This is a genomic window from Arcicella aurantiaca (genome assembly GCF_003148625.1).
Taxonomy (GTDB): domain Bacteria; phylum Bacteroidota; class Bacteroidia; order Cytophagales; family Spirosomataceae; genus Arcicella; species Arcicella aurantiaca.
In genome coordinates, this window is record NZ_QGGO01000028.1 from 1 (window position 1) to 17,542 (window position 17,542).

The following is a 17,542-nucleotide window of genomic DNA, read 5'->3' on the forward strand; positions in this document are numbered from 1 at the left end:
CGAAGATTAATATTTACAATTCCTAACAGGGAAGATTCGATGATACTTTTTTTTCCTTTGGAGTCAATATACTGGGGCGACCACTACGTGCTAAATCTTTGAGACCTCGGGATTTATTATCCTCCCAACGTTTAAACCAAAAAGAAACTGTATCAGCTTTTACTTGATAAAGTTGGGCAATAGTTTGTCGGTCATAACCTTGATGACTCCAAAGTAGTGCCTGAATACGTTGACGTTCTCGATGATTATTAGTAGTCCGTAACAAATGAGTTAAGTCGGTGATTTCAGACTCACTTAAGTTAATGTATCGCTTGTTATTCATAGCTCTAAGATATAGAGAAATATTGTAAATCAAAAACACTATAACTTTTGCTCAATTACTTAATAAAAAGTCATTTTGCTAATGAAGCGTATTTTCATTCTTTTAGTTCAACTTCATTTATTCAAAATTCTTTGAATGTTTATATAAATACAATTTGTTGAAAAATATTTTTTTAGGGCTCAAAAGCTATTAAAAATAAAAAAAATACAATTTATTCTTAGAAATTCAATTTAACAATATTTGGTTTTTTTGCATTTTTACAGAATAAGTTAGAAAACCACTTAAAAAATTGAAATTATTTGAAAATATCACATTTACAAGTTCATTTAAAGACCATTTTTGGATTATTTTTTGAAAAACATCAAAAAATAGGTTAAAAATTACGCTAAAAATTTGGAATAGTGAATTTTACCTACAATCTTTGTGATGTAATCAAGCATTTAATTTAAACATGAAACAAAATTTTATTATGAAAAAAGCCTTAACCACATTATTTTCTTTGTTTTTAGGGGTTTCAGCATTTTCACAAGAAAAAGCAGAAGACAAGGGAAAATTCACATTCTCTGGATACATTGATTCGTACTATATGACGAACTTCAATAATCCACGAAATATGAAGAACACTGGTGCATCTGGTACAGCCAGAGCGTTTGACCAGAAAACAGGTTTTTCATTGGGTCTTGTTCAGACAAAAATCGCATACGCTACCAGCAAATCAGATGTAGTTGTTGATTTAGTATTCGGACCAAACGCAGATTTAGGTAATTATGGTAACGCAGTAAGTGTATTAGGAAACGCTTCAGCGGGTACTTCTTTAGCGATTAAACAAGCTTATTTTAACTGGAAAGCTACTGACAAATTAACATTTACAGCAGGTCAGTTTGGTACACATATCGGTTATGAAGTAATTGATGCTCCTGTGAACTATCATTATTCATTATCTAACTTATTCAATAATGGACCGTTCTATCATGTTGGGGTAAAAGCAGCTTATGCAGTTTCTGACAAGTTTGCATTGATGGGTGGAATTGTAAATGGTGTTGACCAACTTTATAGCAATAATGACAAACCAGGTTTAATCGCACAAGTTTTCGTTCAGCCAGTTAGTGGATGGAATGTTTATGTAAACGGAATCACGGCAAACCGTAATACCAAAGATGCAGCCACAGGTACTACTGATGCTGGAACATATAACTTATTAGACTTAACAACTACGTACCAAATAACTGAGAAATTCTTATTAGGTTTAAATGCTGCAACTGGTAAGCAAAATTATGCTACTGGAGATGGTAAAACTTGGGGTGGTTTTGCAGTATATCCTAAATATGATTTCTCAAGCACATTTAGTTTGGGAGCAAGATACGAGTCGTTTTCAAACACAAATGGAGTAACTGCTTTAGTTGACAAAAATGGTGCTGGTGTTTCGGTAACATCAATCACAATTACTCCATCAATTACAGTTGCTGATAGTCATTTGATTTTGAAGCCTGAATTAAGAATTGATTCATACGATAAAAACTTCTTTGTTGATGGTGACGGTAAAGACCAAAAATCACAAGCTACTCTTGGTTTAGCAATGATTTATAAATTCTAAAAATTTGAAAGAAACTTAAACTATCAATGAATTCATGATAGTTTAAGTTTCTTTCAAATCGCTTATTCTGTAAACAATTCCATAAATAAAACCCCTAAAACAAAAAACCACATGACACAACAAAAACCATCATGGCTACCAATTGCTATTTTACTTGCGATAGCCGTAGCAGCAGCTTTTGTTCCAGCACCAGGTGCAGCAGTAACAGAAGGAATTAATTCGGGCGATACAGCTTGGATGCTCGTTTCATCAGGTTTAGTTCTTTTAATGACGCCTGGTTTAGCCTATTTTTACGGTGGTATGGTTAACCACAAAAACGTTATTTCTACTATGTTGCAATCATTCATTGCAATGGGTGTTATTACCATTATTTGGGTAGTATTTGGTTTTAGCTTAGCTTTCGGTGATAGTATCGGAGGTTTTGTTGGAAATCCATTTACTTATGCAATGTTCCAAGGTGTATTTGATGGAAAACCTTGGTCTTTAGCTCCTACTATTCCATTTGCTTTGTTTGCATTTTTCCAAATGAAATTCGCTGTAATTACTCCAGCTTTGATTTCTGGTGCTTTGGCAGAACGTATTAATTTCCGTGCTTTTGTATTATTCATGGTTATCTTTTGCGTAGTAGTTTATGCTCCATTAGCACACTGGACATGGCATCCAGATGGTTGGTTGTTCAAATATGGTGTTCTTGACTTTGCGGGTGGTACTGTTGTACACATGAGTGCAGGTTGGGCAGCATTAGCAGGTGCATTATACTTAAAACGTCGTAAGTCACACATTGAAGCAAGTGTTTTACCTCCAGCAAATATCCCTTACGTATTATTAGGAACAGGTTTATTATGGTTCGGATGGTTCGGTTTCAATGCAGGTTCAGCAGTTGGTGCAGGTCCATTAGCAGTTTCAGCATTTGCTACAACTCACGTGGCAGCAGCAGCAGCAGGTTTATCATGGGTATTATTTGATGTAACTCGTGGACGTAAAGTGTCGGCTCTTGGTTTTTGTATTGGTGCAGTAGTTGGTTTAGTTGCTATTACTCCAGCATCAGGTTTTGTATCGGTAACAGCAGCAATTTTCATTGGTACTGTAGCGGCAATTGTTTCAAACATCGCAGCACACTGGAGAGCAAATTCTAAATTAGATGATACATTAGACGTATTTCCTTGTCATGGTGTAGGTGGTATGATGGGTATGGTTATGACAGGATTATTCGCTTCAAAAGCAGTAAACTCAGTGGTAGTGGATACAGAACAAGGTTTATTAGTAACAGGAGACTTTGCTCTTTTCATTAAACACATGGTTGCCCTTGCAGTCGTATCTGGTTTTGCATTCGGTATGTCATATTTATTATTAATGGTAACTGACAAAATCATTCCATTACGTGTAACTGAAGAAGAAGAAAGAGTAGGTTTAGATATTTCACAACACGATGAGTCGTTGATGGAAGCATAAAAATATTGTAACTCAACCACAAGTAATGGTTCTTGTGGTTTTGTTTCAGAAGGAAAGTTGTCTGTCTCTGACGGGCAACTTTTTCATTTTTAAGGAAAAACTAAATTGAAATTAAAACTATTTTGAACCAAAATGATAATGCAAAATGTTGTAATTTTGAAGATAGATTTTAAACTAAATAAACAAATACAATGGCAAATTATGTTGTAGCAACTGATGAGAATTTTCAGGAGCTAATTAATTCAGACAAACCAGTTTTAGTTGATTTTTGGGCAGAATGGTGTGGACCATGTAAAATGATTGGACCAATCGTTGAAGAATTGGCTGGTGATGTTGAAGGGCAGGCAGTTGTTGCTAAAATGGATGTTGATGCAAACTCAACTGTTCCATCAACTTTAGGTATTCGTTCAATTCCAACATTGATGATATTCAAAAAAGGTGAATTAGTAGAAAGAATGGTTGGCGGAAATATTCCAAAGGCAGTTTTAGCTCAAACACTTTTGAAACACGCTTAGTAGGTTTTAGGTATTAGATATTAGGTGTTAGTTTTTTGCTAATTGCCATAATAATCTAATACCTTTTTCCATTATATGGCTTCTAAAATAGTCTCACAAGCCAATCTAATCTCCTCTTCCGTAATTACTAAAGGCGGTGCAATTCTCATTGAATTATCACAAAATAAGAACCAATCTGTAATAACTCCATTCAAAATGGCACGGTCTATAATTGATTTTAAAGTGTCGAAATCTTCAAATTCAACTGCCATCATCAATCCTTGATTGCGAACTTCCTTAATTTTCTCGTGAACTAACAACTGTCTAAAAAGCTGTGCTTTCGCTTTGACATTGTTCAAAAGGTTTTCTTCTAAAATTACATTCAACGTTGCCAAAGATACCGCACAACTAACAGGATGTCCTCCAAAAGTAGTAATATGTCCTAAAATTGGATTATTCTTAAAAACTCCCATGACATTTTGGTTGGCTATGAAAGCTCCAATTGGCATTCCACCGCCCATTCCTTTCGCACATAAAAGTACATCGGGATAAAAACCGTATTGCTCAAACGCCCAAAAAGTGCCTGTCCGCCCAAAACCTGTTTGTATTTCATCTATAATCAAAAGTGTACCAGTCAAATCACATTGTTTTCGTAATTCAATAAAATACTCTTTATCAGGAACTCTAACGCCAGATTCACCGCCGATAACTTCAATAAAAATAGCAGCAGTTCGTTCGGTAATTTTCTGAATATCCTCAAAATTGCCATGATTAATTTGCTTAGTTTCTGGCAAAAGTGGACGAAAATTCCTTTTGAAATTTTCACTTCCTGACATCGACAAAGCTCCTTGCGTTGCACCATGATAAGCATTGAAACATGAAATAATCTCCTGACGACCCGTAAAACGTTTTGCTAATTTCATCGCTCCTTCAACTGCTTCTGTTCCAGAATTTGTAAAATATACATTATCTAAAACTGGTTTAGCACCAGCAGAATGTACCAAAGTTTTGCATAAGGCTTCAGCTAAAAGGACTTGCGGAGACTGAACATATTCGCCATAAACCATTAAATGTAAATATTTATCTACTTGATTATGAATGGCTTCAACAACTTTAGGGTGACGATGTCCAACATTTGAAACCCCAATTCCAGAAATTAAATCAATATATCCTTTTCCCGTCTTATCATACATATAAATGCCTTCTGCACGCTCAAATTCGAGAGCTAAAGGAAAGTCAGAAGTTTGAGCAACATTTTTTAAAAATAATTCTCTGTGTGTAATCATTTAATTTGTTATTTTTCTTTATCAAATTAGCCACAAAGGCACGGAAACGCTAAAAATTAGTATTTCCGTGCCTTTGTAACAACATATATTCAAAATCATTTCTCCATAAAACAAACGCTTGCCCCAACCCAGTCAAAATCTTTATTGTATCTCACGCCAATCATTTCCCCACGTGAAAGCCTCGCTAAATTGGTTAACAAAATTGGTCTTGGTTCATCTTTTTGCCAGATATAAAGCATTCTTATTTCGCATTTCACCTTGTTTCCATCAATCGTTTCAATGATTGGCTCATACTTTACTTTTTCTTGCAAAATATAATTTTCGGGGTCAATAATGGAAGTTAAATCCTCTTTTTTTACATTAATTATTACGCCCGAACCTGCAAAAGAAAATAGAGGTTTAAGCACAAAATCAGATAAATTCTCTGGAAAAATGCCCTTGTATTCATTCAAAAATCGGCAATTAGGAATGAACTCATTTTTGAAAAAAGGCATCGTAAATTTACTAATTCTGAAAAACCAATTCGGATGACCAATCCATTCTACATCAACATCATCAGTTAAATTAAAATCAGTTTTTAAATCAGGGAAATTAGTTAAATCGTCAAAAATCAAGCGATTATAAATTCTTTTAATTTGCGTTTTGACGCCATCATTCAAATAAAAAAGTTGTCTTCCTTCTTTTATAATTTTAGTCAAGCAAACAGCCTTCACTCCTATCAGACCTTCGGTAATATCAAAATCTACTCTTGTTTTTTGTATTTCTGGATAAATCTCTAACAAAATAACATTTTCAATAGATTCATTGCCTACTATTAATTTTCTTAATGCTTCAACATATCCTTTTCTATCATTTCCATTAAATAAAAATTCATAATTCTCAGGAATTGAGAAATGTTTTTGATAAGTTTCTGACAACAAATACTGAAAACCAAAAAGCGAAGGAAAGCCCTGTAATTCAATTAATTGCGGAACAAAATCGCCTTCATCATTCTTACAAACTGCAAAATCTATCGCTAAAAATGAAGTATGATTATTTTCGTTTGGAACATTCTGATTTTTCGGAATTGCTCCATCAGTTTTAGCCTTAAAATCTTCAGATACAATCACATCAATAATACTTTCGCAAGTATTCATCAATTTATCCTTTAAAGATTTCGGAACAAATACGGGCGTTTCGGCAACTCGAAACTCAATTGGTTTTTGAGCAGCTTTGTTCAAGTCTGCCACCAATTGTTGGTACTTATCTTGTGTAAAATCTTTATTATATTGTTGCCTGATTGATGATTGCATAGTTTATTGATTTAGGTAGGACAGGTTTTCAACCTGTTAATCGGACTCTCTGATTGACAGATTAAAAATCTGCCGTACTAACTGACTAACTCTGCTTGTAAAATAGAAGTTGTTGCCTTTTTTAAGAATTTGGGAATGATGATAGATTCCGTCAAAAGTATTTTATCTGGGTCGTCTAATTTATCAATCATATCATTGTATTTTTCCAATCCATGCGTTTTAATTACCGCCTTCTTTTTTTCGTCAGTAGAAAGTAATTTTAACATTCCAATCGCATCAGCTTCTGGGTGAAACTGTGTTCCAAATACTTCTTGAGAATAACGAATTGCCATAATTGCACGTTCTAAATTCACGTGTGGACGCTCTTTTTCCATTCGCAAAAGCGTAACGCCCAATTCTTTAATTCTTTTTTTGTTTGGACTAACCAATTGATAATCACGAGAATCGACTACATAAAAAGGTTCAGGCAAACCCTCAAAAAGTTCTTCTTTGATTCCTTTGTCAATTTGATTTACAGGAAATACGCCAAAAGAAGTTCCTCTACGTCTGGTAACTTTTCCAATACCTAAATGACGAGAAACTAATTGAAAGGAATGGCAAATTAAGAAAAGATATTTTTTTGTACTTTCTCCAGATTTCACCTCTTCAGAATTATTATGAGCAAAGAGAGCATCAATAAATTCAAAATATGGTTTTTCCCAAGCATCTTCAGACTCTAAAGGACTTCCCGGTCCACCAGTCGAAATAAAAATATCAAAACTTAAATCAGGGATTTCGTTATTGGCTCGGACATTAAAAATGGTCGTATCAACAGGAATTTGCTCTCTTTCTTGGAATTCATTGACCAAATTAACGATACAACGCATTCCTTCACCGGGAACATTGTTGTACATATCTAAAATGGCAATTTTTAGTGGTTTTTGCATGATAATACTGCTTGTTTGTAATGAAATATTGACTTATTTTTTCAAAAAACAGTAAAATAGGAAATGCTTCAGAGGAGTTATTCCTGCAAAATTACTTCATTTATAGAGTACGACATAACGCATCAGAATATATTTTGGAATAATGTTGTTTAGATTTGACAACTTTCAAAAAAGTTGTCAAATCTAATAAATTCCTTGTTTTGTTTCTTCCACAATGTAATCTACTACTTTTTTCAAGTCGCCTGTTTGTTCAAAAACGGATAATTGACGGTCTGCACCTGTGCCGTGGTCAAGAATTTCTTTAATATATTCTACCTCTTTTCTACTGCCCAATTCATCTAAAACATCATCTACAAAATCCAATAATTCGCCACATAAATCACGATAAGGCACTTCTTGTTGTTTTCCAAAATCAATCAATTTCCCTTGAATTCCATAACGTGCCGCTCGCCATTTATTTTCATTGATTAATACTCTTCGGTAGGGTCTAAAATTGAGATTTTGCTTCATCAATTTATGAATTTTAGCTACCAAAGCTTGCATTAAAGCTGCTAAACAAATGGTTTCATCAATTCGCATTGGAATATCGCAAATTCTAAATTCAATGGTTTCAAAGTATGGATGCAGACGAATATCCCACCAAATTTTCTTGCCATTGTCGATACAATTGGTTTTAATGAGCAAATTTATGTACTCGTCGTACTCACTTGCAGACGAAAAAAACTCAGGAATACCTGTACGTGGAAATTTGTCAAAAACCTTTGAACGATACGATTTAAACCCCGTATTTCTACCACACCAAAAAGGTGAATTAGTAGAAAGTGCATAAATATGTGGAAGAAAATAACGTACTGCATTCAGAATTTGGATGCCTTCTTGCCGACTTTGAATGCCTACATGAACGTGTAAACCAAAAATCAAATTTCCCCTTGCCACGTCACGCATTTCATCTATTAAAGCGTCATAACGTTCGTTTGGGGTAATTAATTGGTCTTGCCAATCTGAAAAAGGGTGAGTTCCCGCAGCAGCAACCCATAAATTTTGTTGGTCGGCCAATTCAATAATATGCCGTCTCAATTCTGTTACTTCTGCTCTTGCTTCTTGAATATTATGACAAATGTTCGTCCCAACCTCCACAACGGCTTGGTGCATTTCGGCTTTTACTCTTTCGTGTAAGGTAATTTGTCCTCCCTCTACAATTTTACTCATGTGAGAGCGAAGTTCCCGAGTTACAGGGTCTATGGTTTGAAATTCTTCTTCGATTCCAAGTGTAAATAAGGGCATAATTTAGTTTTTATGAAGTTAGGAACGTAAGTATTGAATATTTAGAAAAAAGCTTTATCCAAATACTCAATACTTAAATCTTCCTTTATTTTAGTTTTATTAATGCTCGATTAACTATTGGGACAAAATAAAGCAGCATTTTGATAGTTCATAAATGATTGATAATCAAATTCATGACAATCGTAAATCGTAATTCTTAAATCGTCCTTGTACTTACTTATCGCTTTTCAATGAAGCGAGGTCTTTACCAATTACTGCTGAAGAAATAAACGTTCCCCAAGTGAGATTATCCTTTCCGGGTTTATGTTTTTTGGCACGGTCAATGGCAACTTTTGCCGCAGTTTCAACAACCCAATCAAAATTCTCTTGTCCAACTGAATTAATATCAGCATCAGGTGCTGGGTTACAAAAATCAATGGCATAGGGAATTCCATCTTTTACGGCAAATTCTACCGTATTGAAGTCATAACCTAAGGCTTTGTTCAATTTCAAAACGTAATCTTTGACAGTTGCCAATAGTTTTTTTGCTTGAGTTCCCGTTGGCAAAGTAGCATCGTAACGCAAATGATGAGGATTTCTCGGCTCATAAGGCATTATTCTTACCTCTTTTCCACCGATACAATAACAACGGAAATAATCCGTAAAAACAATTTCCTCTTGCAATAGCATTACCAACTGGTCGGTTTCATCATAAGCATTGAAAAGTTCATCGGGATTTCTCACTTTATAAACGCTTTTCCAACCTCCGCCTGAGTGTGGTTTCATGTAGGCAGGAAAACCGATATGCTCAAAAATATCGCCCCAAGGCAAAGGAAATTTCAAATTTCGGAAAGATGTTTCAGAAGTATCCGTAGGACGCTCTTTTGAGGGCAATAAAACTGTTTTCGGAACGGGAACGCCCAAATGAACTGCCAAAGCATTGTTAAAAAACTTTTCATCTGCCGACCACCAAAATGGGTTATTTATCACCGCAGTACCAGTTAAAGCGGTATTTTTGAGCATGGCACGATAAAACGGAACATCTTGTGAAATACGGTCGATAATTACATCATAACCAGATGATTCGCCTTGTAAAACTTTTTCTACAATCATCCGTTCTGCTGAAATTCCTGTGGGAGCGATTTGGTTTACACGCTCGACAAACGCCTCTGGAAATGAGGATTCCATTCCGTGAAGGATACCAATTTTTTTCATGTTTGTTTTTTGAAGGTTTTAGGGATTAGGGTTTAATGTTGGTATATTTTTTAAAATTTGACACCTAACAACATAAACCTAATACCTCATTGCTAAATTTTATTCAAATAATCAGGGAACATTTCACGCCAAATATCCCAGTCATGTGTACCATGCCAGCGAATATCCAACCAATGATTTATATGTTTATGTGCTAATATTTTCGATAATCTTTCGTTTTCTGGTTTACAAAAATCAGCATTACAAGTACCCAAAACGATGTCCATTTGCCATAAATTAGAATTGTCGGCATTAGGCAAATAGTCTGGAGGGTTATTAAAATATACGTTATCGTCATAATAATCGCCCAAAAATGAACGAATATCAAATGCTGCTCCCATCGTAAAAAGATGTGAAACTTTATCGGGATGACGAAAGGCAAAATTAGCGGCATGGTATCCTCCAAAACTACAACCTGCTACTGCCACTTTTGATACGTTACATTCATTCATGATGGCAGGTATCAACTCTTCGTTCAGATATTGGTCATAGTAATTATGATTCTGCACTCTCTCGGAAGGATGAAGATGTTTTCCATACCACGAATATTTGTCAATACTATCTGGGCAATAAATCTTGACTTTTCCGCTTTCAATATGTCCCCGAGCAGATTCTATCAACTTAAAATCTTTGGCTTCATAATACCTGCCCATTGTAGTTGGGAAAACGATGACTGGATAACCCCAGTTGCCATAAATTAGCATTTCGTTGTCAGCACCGAGATGGTGTGAGTAATACTTTATATAACGTTCTTGCATAGAATGACAGGTTTGTTTTGCTTTTTTATTGTTAAATTTATCCTAAAATAGAAATTGTTTTTTAGTTTCAAAACATTTCAAACGATATTTTTCATGCGAAAAATTTTACTAATTTTCTGCCTTTATGGAATTATCCTAAAAACGCAGGCTCAACAAACTTTTAATATTGTGACTGAAAATACCCCTCAACTTACTCAAATTGAAGAAAATATCTCTTCTAAATATTTACAGCGAAATGTACGCCTGACTTTGATATATCCTAAAAATATTTCTGAACAATTACCGATTCTGTTTTTCAATGATGGACAAGATTTCCATGCTCTTCAAATGCAAAAGTGTATTTCATCGTTATTAGAAACAAATACAGCAATTCCGTTTTTATGCGTAGGAATCCATGCAAATGAAGACAGAATTCAAGAATACGGCACAGCAAGCCAAACAGATTATAAACAACGTGGAGCCAAAGCTAAACAACATTCTGAGTTTGTTTTGAATGAACTTTTGCCATACATAAATGAAAAAATTTCAACAAAAAAAGCAGGGAATGTCATCGCAGGATTGTCATTAGGTGGACTTTCGGCAATGGATATTGGATGGAATTATCCAGAAGTTTTCTCAAAAATTGGTGTTTTTTCTGGTGCGTTATGGTGGCGACAAAAATCTGAAGAAGATGGTTATACTGACGAAAACGACCGAATCATTCATAATATCGTTAGAAATGGAGCATACAAAAGCGGCATGAAATTTTGGTTTGAAGCAGGTACTAATGATGAAGATTCTGACCGAAATAATAACGGAATTATTGATGCTATCGACGATACTCTTGACTTAATGAAGGAACTCGAAAAGAAGGGTTACGTCATGAACAAAGACATTATTTATGAAGAAGTCATAGGTGGAGAACATAATCATCATACTTGGTCTGCAATTTTACCACAATTCTTAAAATGGGCATTTGCTAAGTAATTAAACTTATTTTAAGCATTTTTAACTATCAAAAATATTCATTAAACAACCATTTACGTTAACATTGCATCTAATAAGCAGATGTTAGGATTTAGGCATTAGGATTTACATAAACTTGATTACTAATAACTTATGGAGTTTCAAGTGTAATTTAATTTTCATCATTACTCAATACACTGTTTAATAAGTTATTTCAACTTCCCAAAAGTAGAAATAACTTTCGGGAAGTCTCCTAATCAAACATTTTAGGATAAAAAATTATTCAGAAAACTTGTTAAACAGTGTACTCAAGTAATCGTATAAAATTATATGAAAATCACATTAAACCACTGACAATCAAATACATAGAACACTAAGCCCTATTGCCTAAATCCCAATGTTTACTTAAAACTTTATAAACTCATGTATTAAAACCTCTTCAAAATGAATAAAAACTTCCTCTTAACAACTATTAATATTTTATTTTTTACGGTATGTTCATTTGCGGGAGGCATCAAAGGCTCAATCAAAAATACCAAAGGCGAACAACTTTCTTATGCTTCTATCGTCGTGAAAGGCTCATCAAAAGGCACAATGGCAAACGATGAAGGAAAATATGAATTAGCCTTAGAAAAAGGAATTCATGTTATTATTTTCCAATATTTAAGCCATAAAAATCTCGAAAAGACGGTTGTAGTTGACAATGATTATACGACCTTAGACGTGGTTTTAGAAGAACAATCTGTGGCATTAAACGAAGTAAAATTCTCTGCAAAAGCCGAAGACCCAGCTTATACCATCATGCGAAAAACCATTTCGATGGCACGCTTCAAAATTTTAGAATTAAATACCTATACCGCCCGAACTTACGTAAAAGGAACAGCACAGGTAAAAGAAGTTTCGGGTTTAGTAAAAATGTTGGCAGGCAAAAAAATTGAACAAGAAACGGGCATTAAAATCGGGCAAGTATATGTTATTGAGTCGATTAACGATATTAATTTCAAACAACCTTCAACTATTAAAGAAAAAGTAGTTTCTGCCAGAAATAATTTACCTAAAAAACTGCAAGACCAAGGAGCAAACTTTATCACCGTTGCCAGAACTAATTTTTACAGTTCAAAAGCCTTTGGTGACTTAATTTCTCCACTTTCACCTTACGCTTTAGCCTATTACAAATTTTCTTACGAAGGAGATTTTAGAGAAAATGGTTTGACAATCAATAAAATCCGAGTTACGCCAAAATCACAAGGAGAAAACGTTTTTAGTGGAATTATCAATATCATCGAAGATTCATGGTACATTCATAGTTTAGATTTGAAATTTAGTGATGATAATTCTCAGAATTCAATAAAAATTCTTTATTCACCTTTCAACGATGTTTGGATGCCTGTAAGTTATAATTTCAGAACAGATTTTGATGCTTTTGGCGTAGGCGGCTTCTTCAATTATGTTACCAATGTTCGGAATTATGCCATTTCATTAAACGAAAAATATCATCAACGTCCTGTTGTTATCGACGAAAAAATTGACAAAGCCGAGGCTACAAGCTTAAAAGGTGAGAAAGTGAATGCTAAAACTGCTTTACAACAGAAACAAATCACCCGAAAACAATTAGAAAAATTCTTAAAGGAATCTCAAAAAGAAGATAAAAAAGAACGAAAAGCAAAAGGTGATGATGTAGCTTTGGCACGTTCTTATAACATTGAAATTGACACGCTTTACAAAAAACGAAGTGCCGATTTTTGGAATCAAGAAAGACAAGTTCCTTTAACAGACTTTGAAATTAAAGGATATGCCCAAGCTGATAGTATCACCAAAGTGAATGCAGCACAGTATAAAAAAGATTCGATTAAAAATTTACCTGTTTTCAAAATCCCTCATTTACTTTTCGGAAATACCTACCATTATGGCAAAAGAGATGAATTGTATGGATTTTACCCACGTTCACTCACTTATACATCGCCAATCATGGAATTGGGCAATGCTAACACCGTGGATGGTTATTACTTGCAAGGAAGTTTAAAATATGAAACTCGGGAAAAAAGAACAAAACGTACTTCACTTTATTCAGATTTGCGTTATGCTTTTGGCAGAAAACAATTCAACTGGAATCTGGGCTACTTTTACCTAAAAGATTATCATTCTTTTGAGATAAAAACGGGTCGCTATATTCAACAATTTAATGACAGTAACCCAATGTCGAGCATGATAAATACATTATACACCATGCTTGCGAAGGAAAACTACATGAAATTATATGAGAAAGATTTTATCAATTTAGAATATAGAAATCGTTTTTCACAGGTTTTGACAGGTGCTTTTACAGTTGGTTATAGTAAAAATAGAGAATTACAAAATTTGCCAGATTTCAAATCTTGGATAAATCGATCTGAAAGAGAATTTCTCCCAAATCAGCCTGATAATGTTGAAAATAAAACAGCAAATTTTGTAAATCCAGAATTATTAATAACTGATATTGAGCTGACTATCAGACCATTTGCTAAAAAAGGAGAGTTTAATGGAAGAGAATACACTATCAATCGTGGAAATCCAATTTTCAAAGTAAAAAGTACCAATGGTTTATTTTCAGAAGGTAATTTTTCAAGATTACAAGGAAGTTATGAGCAGATTTTTGAAATAGAAAAATTAGGCGATTTACACGTTTTAGCTAATTATGGCGGATATTTGAAAACACCTATTTATTTCTCAGATTATCGCCATTTCAATGGAAATCAGACCATTTTACGTTCATTCAAATTTGACGCTTTCAGAAACTTAGAATATTATTTACACAGTACAAAAGGCAATTATTTTGAAGTTTTTGCAGCCAATGATTTTCAAAAATTCTTATTGACACAAATAACGCCTTTAAGATTGTACGGATTGAAAGAGTCAATTTTTGCGAATTATTTGAATGTACCAAATCAAAATTTCAATTATTTAGAAGTTGGTTATGGTATCTCAGGAATTGGGAAAATATTTGGATTAGAAGTTGTCGGCAATTTTGTAAATGGACAGTACGGAGCAACTGCTTTGAGAATTAAATTTAATAGGTAATAACTCTGAGAATAGCCAATTTTACAAAATTTGGCTATTCTCATTTTTTCAAAATATGTTCAACAGTAGCTCGTTTATCAACTTTCCCCGTTGGAGTTTCTATGAATTTATCCATCAATAAAACCTCTTTCGGAATTTCATATTTACTTAAAATAGAAACTATTTTTTTCAGAAAAGAATCAATCTTATTTTGCTCCAAAAAAGCTTTTTCTACTACCAAAATTAACTTTTGACCTAATCTTTCATCAGGAATTCCGTAGGTAAAAAATCTTTTAATTTCTAAAGATTGAACTTCCTTTTCAATCAATTTTTCAACTTTCTCTAATTGAATTTTCACGCCTCCGCTATTAATAATATTATCAAATCTACCAATGATTTTAAACTCCTTCTCTCCTATCATTTCAACAATATCATTGGTTTGAATCAACTCATTATTTGAAGCATCCGCCTTAATATTCAAACAATTACGATTATCCAGACCAATTTCAACGCCTTCTAAAACGCTAAAATTTTTATTTTTATTTTCTCCATTCAAACGTCTTACTGCAATATGTGAAACGGTTTCTGTCATGCCATAAGTGCTAAAAATGGGTACAGATAGTTGTTGAATTTGGTTTTCTAAAACTTCATTTACTGCTGCACCACCAACAATGATGGCTTTCATTTGGTTAAGTTTTTCAACATTGCGAAGGTCTTCCAATAACGTTTGCAATTGAAGCGGAACGAATGCCGCAAAGTCAATATTTTGAATATCTAAACCCTCCAAAGGCTTACTTGAAGGCTCTGTAATGATAAGTTTAAGTCCTAAAACCATTCCACGTACCAGCATCATCATCCCTGCAATATACTCCACATTTAAGCAGACTAAAGCCGTATCTCCCTCACTTAATTTAAAAGTTTTACCCGTAAGTTTAGCACTTGCCTCCATCTGGAAACGACTTAGAACAATTGGTTTGGGCTCACCTGTTGAACCAGAAGTTTTAATGACAAATTCATTTTGTCCTCTCAACCAATTATTACAAAAATCAATTACTTTTTGCTCATACTCATTTGTAGCATTGGGTAATTTATGGAAATTATCTATCTGCATCATTATTCATAAAAAACACCCAAAGAAAATACCTTTTAGAGTATTTCCAATGGGTGTCAGACTAAATTGGCGGCAGGTATTTTTTTCAAGGAAACAGAATAAATATAATCATCTATCTATCAGACATTTACAAAAAAAACATCAAGTAGTGTTTCTTAATCCAACAAAGAGAAAAATTCCTTTCTTACCTCCTTATTCGTATTTTTGCCCATTGAAATTTGCCGATTTTTTAATAAGCAACATCAGAAAAGCGAATTTTCTTTTTTTTGTATTAACACCTAAACATTAAATGTTAAAAAATGTTTTGATAGTAAATAGATATTTTATTTTCAAAGTTATAACTTACAGCTTAACAAATAATCATTTTATCTATTAATAAGCATTTCAATAGACAAAATAGCCAATTTAAAATTAATAAATAAAAATAAAATCTACAAAACTTAAATTTGCAAGATAAATCATCAATTTAATTTGAAAAATATGTCAGACGATAAATTTTTAAATCCAATCAATAAAGATAAAGTAGCCGAAAATCCGGGATTATTACCTTATGCCCACACAGCAGGCGGTGCAGTAATCAGACCAGAAGATTTAGGCAAAGCAAAAGGACGTTCAGTAACGGCTATGCGTCAACAAACAGACCGTCAAATGAACCAATTGTACGAACAAATGGAAACATTGGCTCGTCAAGCAAAATTATTGGCTCAGCGTAAAGAAATTTCGGAGCGTATTTATGATGCAGCAATGGGTTTTGAACCAATTATCAACGAAACTTATTATATGTATGAAAAAGAAAATGGAACAGATTTACTTTCGTTGGTTGCTCCAAATGAATGGGGACGTTCTTTTAAATACAGTAGATTTTTAGCAAAATGTCTCCTACTTGCCGACCATACTTGGGACGTTCAATACAATGAGAATGCTTATAATGACGGAGAAAAAGCCTAAATTGCAACATCAAAAGACAACAATTAATTGAATAACAATATGTGGGAAACCCTTAAAGAGTACAAAGAGATTTTATTTACATTTCAAGATGGAATCGCCAAAATTTCCATCAATCGTCCGCAAGTTCATAATGCTTTTACGCCATTGACGGTAAAAGAAATGATTGATGCCATGAATATTTGTCGTGATGAAGAGAAAATTGGTGTAATTATTTTAACAGGCGAAGGTGGAAAAGCATTTTGTTCTGGTGGCGACCAATCAGTACGTGGGCATGGTGGATATATTGGAGAAGATACCGTTCCGAGATTAAACGTATTGGATTTACAAAAACAAATTCGTTCGATTCCTAAGCCAGTTGTGGCGATGGTAGCAGGTTGGGCAATTGGCGGAGGACACGTTTTACACGTAGTGTGTGACCTTTCAATTGCCGCAGAAAATGCACGTTTCGGGCAAACTGGTCCAAATGTAGGCTCATTTGATGGAGGTTTTGGTGCATCTTACCTTGCTCGTGTAGTTGGACAGAAAAAAGCTCGTGAAATCTGGTTTTTGTGCGACCAATACAATGCTGAAGAAGCGTTGGATATGGGTTTGGTAAACAAAGTTGTTCCATTAGAAAAATTAGAAGAAACAACTGTCGCTTGGTGTAAAAAGATTTTAGAGAAAAGTCCATTAGCATTAAGAATGTTGAAATCTTCATTCAATGCTGAGTTAGACGGACAAGCTGGTATTCAAGAATTAGCAGGAAATGCGACTTTATTGTACTATTTATCAGAAGAAGCAAAAGAAGGTAAAAACGCATTCTTAGAAAAACGCAAACCTGATTTTAGTAAATTTCCAAAATTCCCTTGATTTTAGGCTTGA

At 34.0% G+C, this 17,542-nt stretch carries 15 protein-coding genes; 7 read left to right on the forward strand and 8 right to left on the reverse strand.

Going from position 1 to position 17,542, the window contains the following annotated elements:
* Window positions 1-22: 22 nt before the first annotated feature.
* Window positions 23-322 carry a helix-turn-helix domain-containing protein gene (locus tag LV89_RS19760; protein ID WP_109743044.1) on the reverse strand — a complete coding sequence of 100 codons (300 nt, stop codon included), beginning with the start codon at window positions 320-322 and terminating at the stop codon, window positions 23-25.
* Between the two features lie 451 nt (window positions 323-773).
* Between LV89_RS19760 and LV89_RS19765 the strand changes: the two genes are divergently transcribed.
* From LV89_RS19765 to trxA, 3 genes are all read left to right on the forward strand, one after another.
* Window positions 774-1,916 (forward strand): porin, encoded by a 1,143-nt coding sequence (locus LV89_RS19765; RefSeq protein ID WP_229201560.1) that lies wholly within the window; start codon window positions 774-776, stop codon window positions 1,914-1,916.
* 111 nt (window positions 1,917-2,027) lie between these two features.
* The gene (locus LV89_RS19770; protein WP_109744652.1) at window positions 2,028-3,368 is read left to right on the forward strand and encodes an ammonium transporter; all 1,341 of its coding nucleotides are present in this window, start codon (window positions 2,028-2,030) and stop codon (window positions 3,366-3,368) included.
* Between the two features lie 191 nt (window positions 3,369-3,559).
* A complete protein-coding gene (gene trxA, locus LV89_RS19775) occupies window positions 3,560-3,883 on the forward strand; it encodes a thioredoxin (protein WP_109744653.1) in 324 nt (107 codons plus the stop codon).
* A 71-nt stretch (window positions 3,884-3,954) separates the two neighbouring features.
* Here trxA and LV89_RS19780 read toward each other — a convergent pair whose 3' ends face one another.
* The 6 genes from LV89_RS19780 to LV89_RS19805 form a co-directional block, all read right to left on the reverse strand.
* Window positions 3,955-5,148 carry an aspartate aminotransferase family protein gene (locus LV89_RS19780; RefSeq protein ID WP_109744654.1) on the reverse strand — a complete coding sequence of 398 codons (1,194 nt, stop codon included), beginning with the start codon at window positions 5,146-5,148 and terminating at the stop codon, window positions 3,955-3,957.
* 95 nt (window positions 5,149-5,243) lie between these two features.
* Complete coding sequence (locus LV89_RS19785; RefSeq protein ID WP_109744655.1) at window positions 5,244-6,440, reverse strand: ATP-grasp domain-containing protein; 1,197 nt, start codon at window positions 6,438-6,440, stop codon at window positions 5,244-5,246.
* 77 nt (window positions 6,441-6,517) lie between these two features.
* Window positions 6,518-7,366 (reverse strand): type 1 glutamine amidotransferase, encoded by an 849-nt coding sequence (locus LV89_RS19790; protein WP_109744656.1) that lies wholly within the window; start codon window positions 7,364-7,366, stop codon window positions 6,518-6,520.
* Between the two features lie 183 nt (window positions 7,367-7,549).
* The gene (locus LV89_RS19795) at window positions 7,550-8,650 is read right to left on the reverse strand and encodes a carboxylate-amine ligase (protein ID WP_109744657.1); all 1,101 of its coding nucleotides are present in this window, start codon (window positions 8,648-8,650) and stop codon (window positions 7,550-7,552) included.
* Window positions 8,651-8,863: 213 nt separating this feature from the next.
* The gene (locus LV89_RS19800) at window positions 8,864-9,844 is read right to left on the reverse strand and encodes an ATP-grasp domain-containing protein (protein WP_109744658.1); all 981 of its coding nucleotides are present in this window, start codon (window positions 9,842-9,844) and stop codon (window positions 8,864-8,866) included.
* Window positions 9,845-9,936: 92 nt separating this feature from the next.
* The gene (locus LV89_RS19805) at window positions 9,937-10,641 is read right to left on the reverse strand and encodes an esterase family protein (RefSeq protein ID WP_109744659.1); all 705 of its coding nucleotides are present in this window, start codon (window positions 10,639-10,641) and stop codon (window positions 9,937-9,939) included.
* Window positions 10,642-10,734: 93 nt separating this feature from the next.
* Here LV89_RS19805 and LV89_RS19810 point away from each other — a divergent pair, with 93 nt between their 5' ends.
* Both LV89_RS19810 and LV89_RS19815 read left to right on the forward strand, forming a co-directional pair.
* The gene (locus tag LV89_RS19810; protein ID WP_109744660.1) at window positions 10,735-11,607 is read left to right on the forward strand and encodes an alpha/beta hydrolase; all 873 of its coding nucleotides are present in this window, start codon (window positions 10,735-10,737) and stop codon (window positions 11,605-11,607) included.
* 423 nt (window positions 11,608-12,030) lie between these two features.
* The gene (locus tag LV89_RS19815) at window positions 12,031-14,643 is read left to right on the forward strand and encodes a DUF5686 and carboxypeptidase regulatory-like domain-containing protein (RefSeq protein ID WP_109744661.1); all 2,613 of its coding nucleotides are present in this window, start codon (window positions 12,031-12,033) and stop codon (window positions 14,641-14,643) included.
* A gap of 40 nt (window positions 14,644-14,683) precedes the next feature.
* Here the strand turns inward: LV89_RS19815 and LV89_RS19820 are convergent, their stop codons facing one another.
* Window positions 14,684-15,736: an AMP-binding protein gene (locus tag LV89_RS19820; RefSeq protein WP_109744662.1), complete on the reverse strand. Its 1,053-nt coding sequence runs from the start codon at window positions 15,734-15,736 to the stop codon at window positions 14,684-14,686.
* 477 nt (window positions 15,737-16,213) lie between these two features.
* Between LV89_RS19820 and LV89_RS19825 the strand changes: the two genes are divergently transcribed.
* Both LV89_RS19825 and menB read left to right on the forward strand, forming a co-directional pair.
* Complete coding sequence (locus LV89_RS19825; RefSeq protein ID WP_109744663.1) at window positions 16,214-16,681, forward strand: DUF2452 domain-containing protein; 468 nt, start codon at window positions 16,214-16,216, stop codon at window positions 16,679-16,681.
* A gap of 39 nt (window positions 16,682-16,720) precedes the next feature.
* Complete coding sequence (menB, locus tag LV89_RS19830; protein ID WP_109744664.1) at window positions 16,721-17,530, forward strand: 1,4-dihydroxy-2-naphthoyl-CoA synthase; 810 nt, start codon at window positions 16,721-16,723, stop codon at window positions 17,528-17,530.
* The last annotated feature ends 12 nt before the right edge of the window (window positions 17,531-17,542 follow it).

Coding starts and splice junctions, on each gene's coding strand:
- LV89_RS19820 (WP_109744662.1), bottom strand. CDS start 15,736: ATGATGCAGATAGATAATTTCCATAAATTACCCAATGCTACAAATGAG.
- LV89_RS19795 (WP_109744657.1), bottom strand. CDS start 8,650: ATGCCCTTATTTACACTTGGAATCGAAGAAGAATTTCAAACCATAGAC.
- LV89_RS19780 (WP_109744654.1), bottom strand. CDS start 5,148: ATGATTACACACAGAGAATTATTTTTAAAAAATGTTGCTCAAACTTCT.
- LV89_RS19815 (WP_109744661.1), top strand. CDS start 12,031: ATGAATAAAAACTTCCTCTTAACAACTATTAATATTTTATTTTTTACG.
- LV89_RS19805 (WP_109744659.1), bottom strand. CDS start 10,641: ATGCAAGAACGTTATATAAAGTATTACTCACACCATCTCGGTGCTGAC.
- LV89_RS19765 (WP_229201560.1), top strand. CDS start 774: ATGAAACAAAATTTTATTATGAAAAAAGCCTTAACCACATTATTTTCT.
- menB (WP_109744664.1), top strand. CDS start 16,721: ATGTGGGAAACCCTTAAAGAGTACAAAGAGATTTTATTTACATTTCAA.
- trxA (WP_109744653.1), top strand. CDS start 3,560: ATGGCAAATTATGTTGTAGCAACTGATGAGAATTTTCAGGAGCTAATT.
- LV89_RS19810 (WP_109744660.1), top strand. CDS start 10,735: ATGCGAAAAATTTTACTAATTTTCTGCCTTTATGGAATTATCCTAAAA.
- LV89_RS19825 (WP_109744663.1), top strand. CDS start 16,214: ATGTCAGACGATAAATTTTTAAATCCAATCAATAAAGATAAAGTAGCC.
- LV89_RS19785 (WP_109744655.1), bottom strand. CDS start 6,440: ATGCAATCATCAATCAGGCAACAATATAATAAAGATTTTACACAAGAT.
- LV89_RS19760 (WP_109743044.1), bottom strand. CDS start 322: ATGAATAACAAGCGATACATTAACTTAAGTGAGTCTGAAATCACCGAC.
- LV89_RS19800 (WP_109744658.1), bottom strand. CDS start 9,844: ATGAAAAAAATTGGTATCCTTCACGGAATGGAATCCTCATTTCCAGAG.
- LV89_RS19790 (WP_109744656.1), bottom strand. CDS start 7,366: ATGCAAAAACCACTAAAAATTGCCATTTTAGATATGTACAACAATGTT.
- LV89_RS19770 (WP_109744652.1), top strand. CDS start 2,028: ATGACACAACAAAAACCATCATGGCTACCAATTGCTATTTTACTTGCG.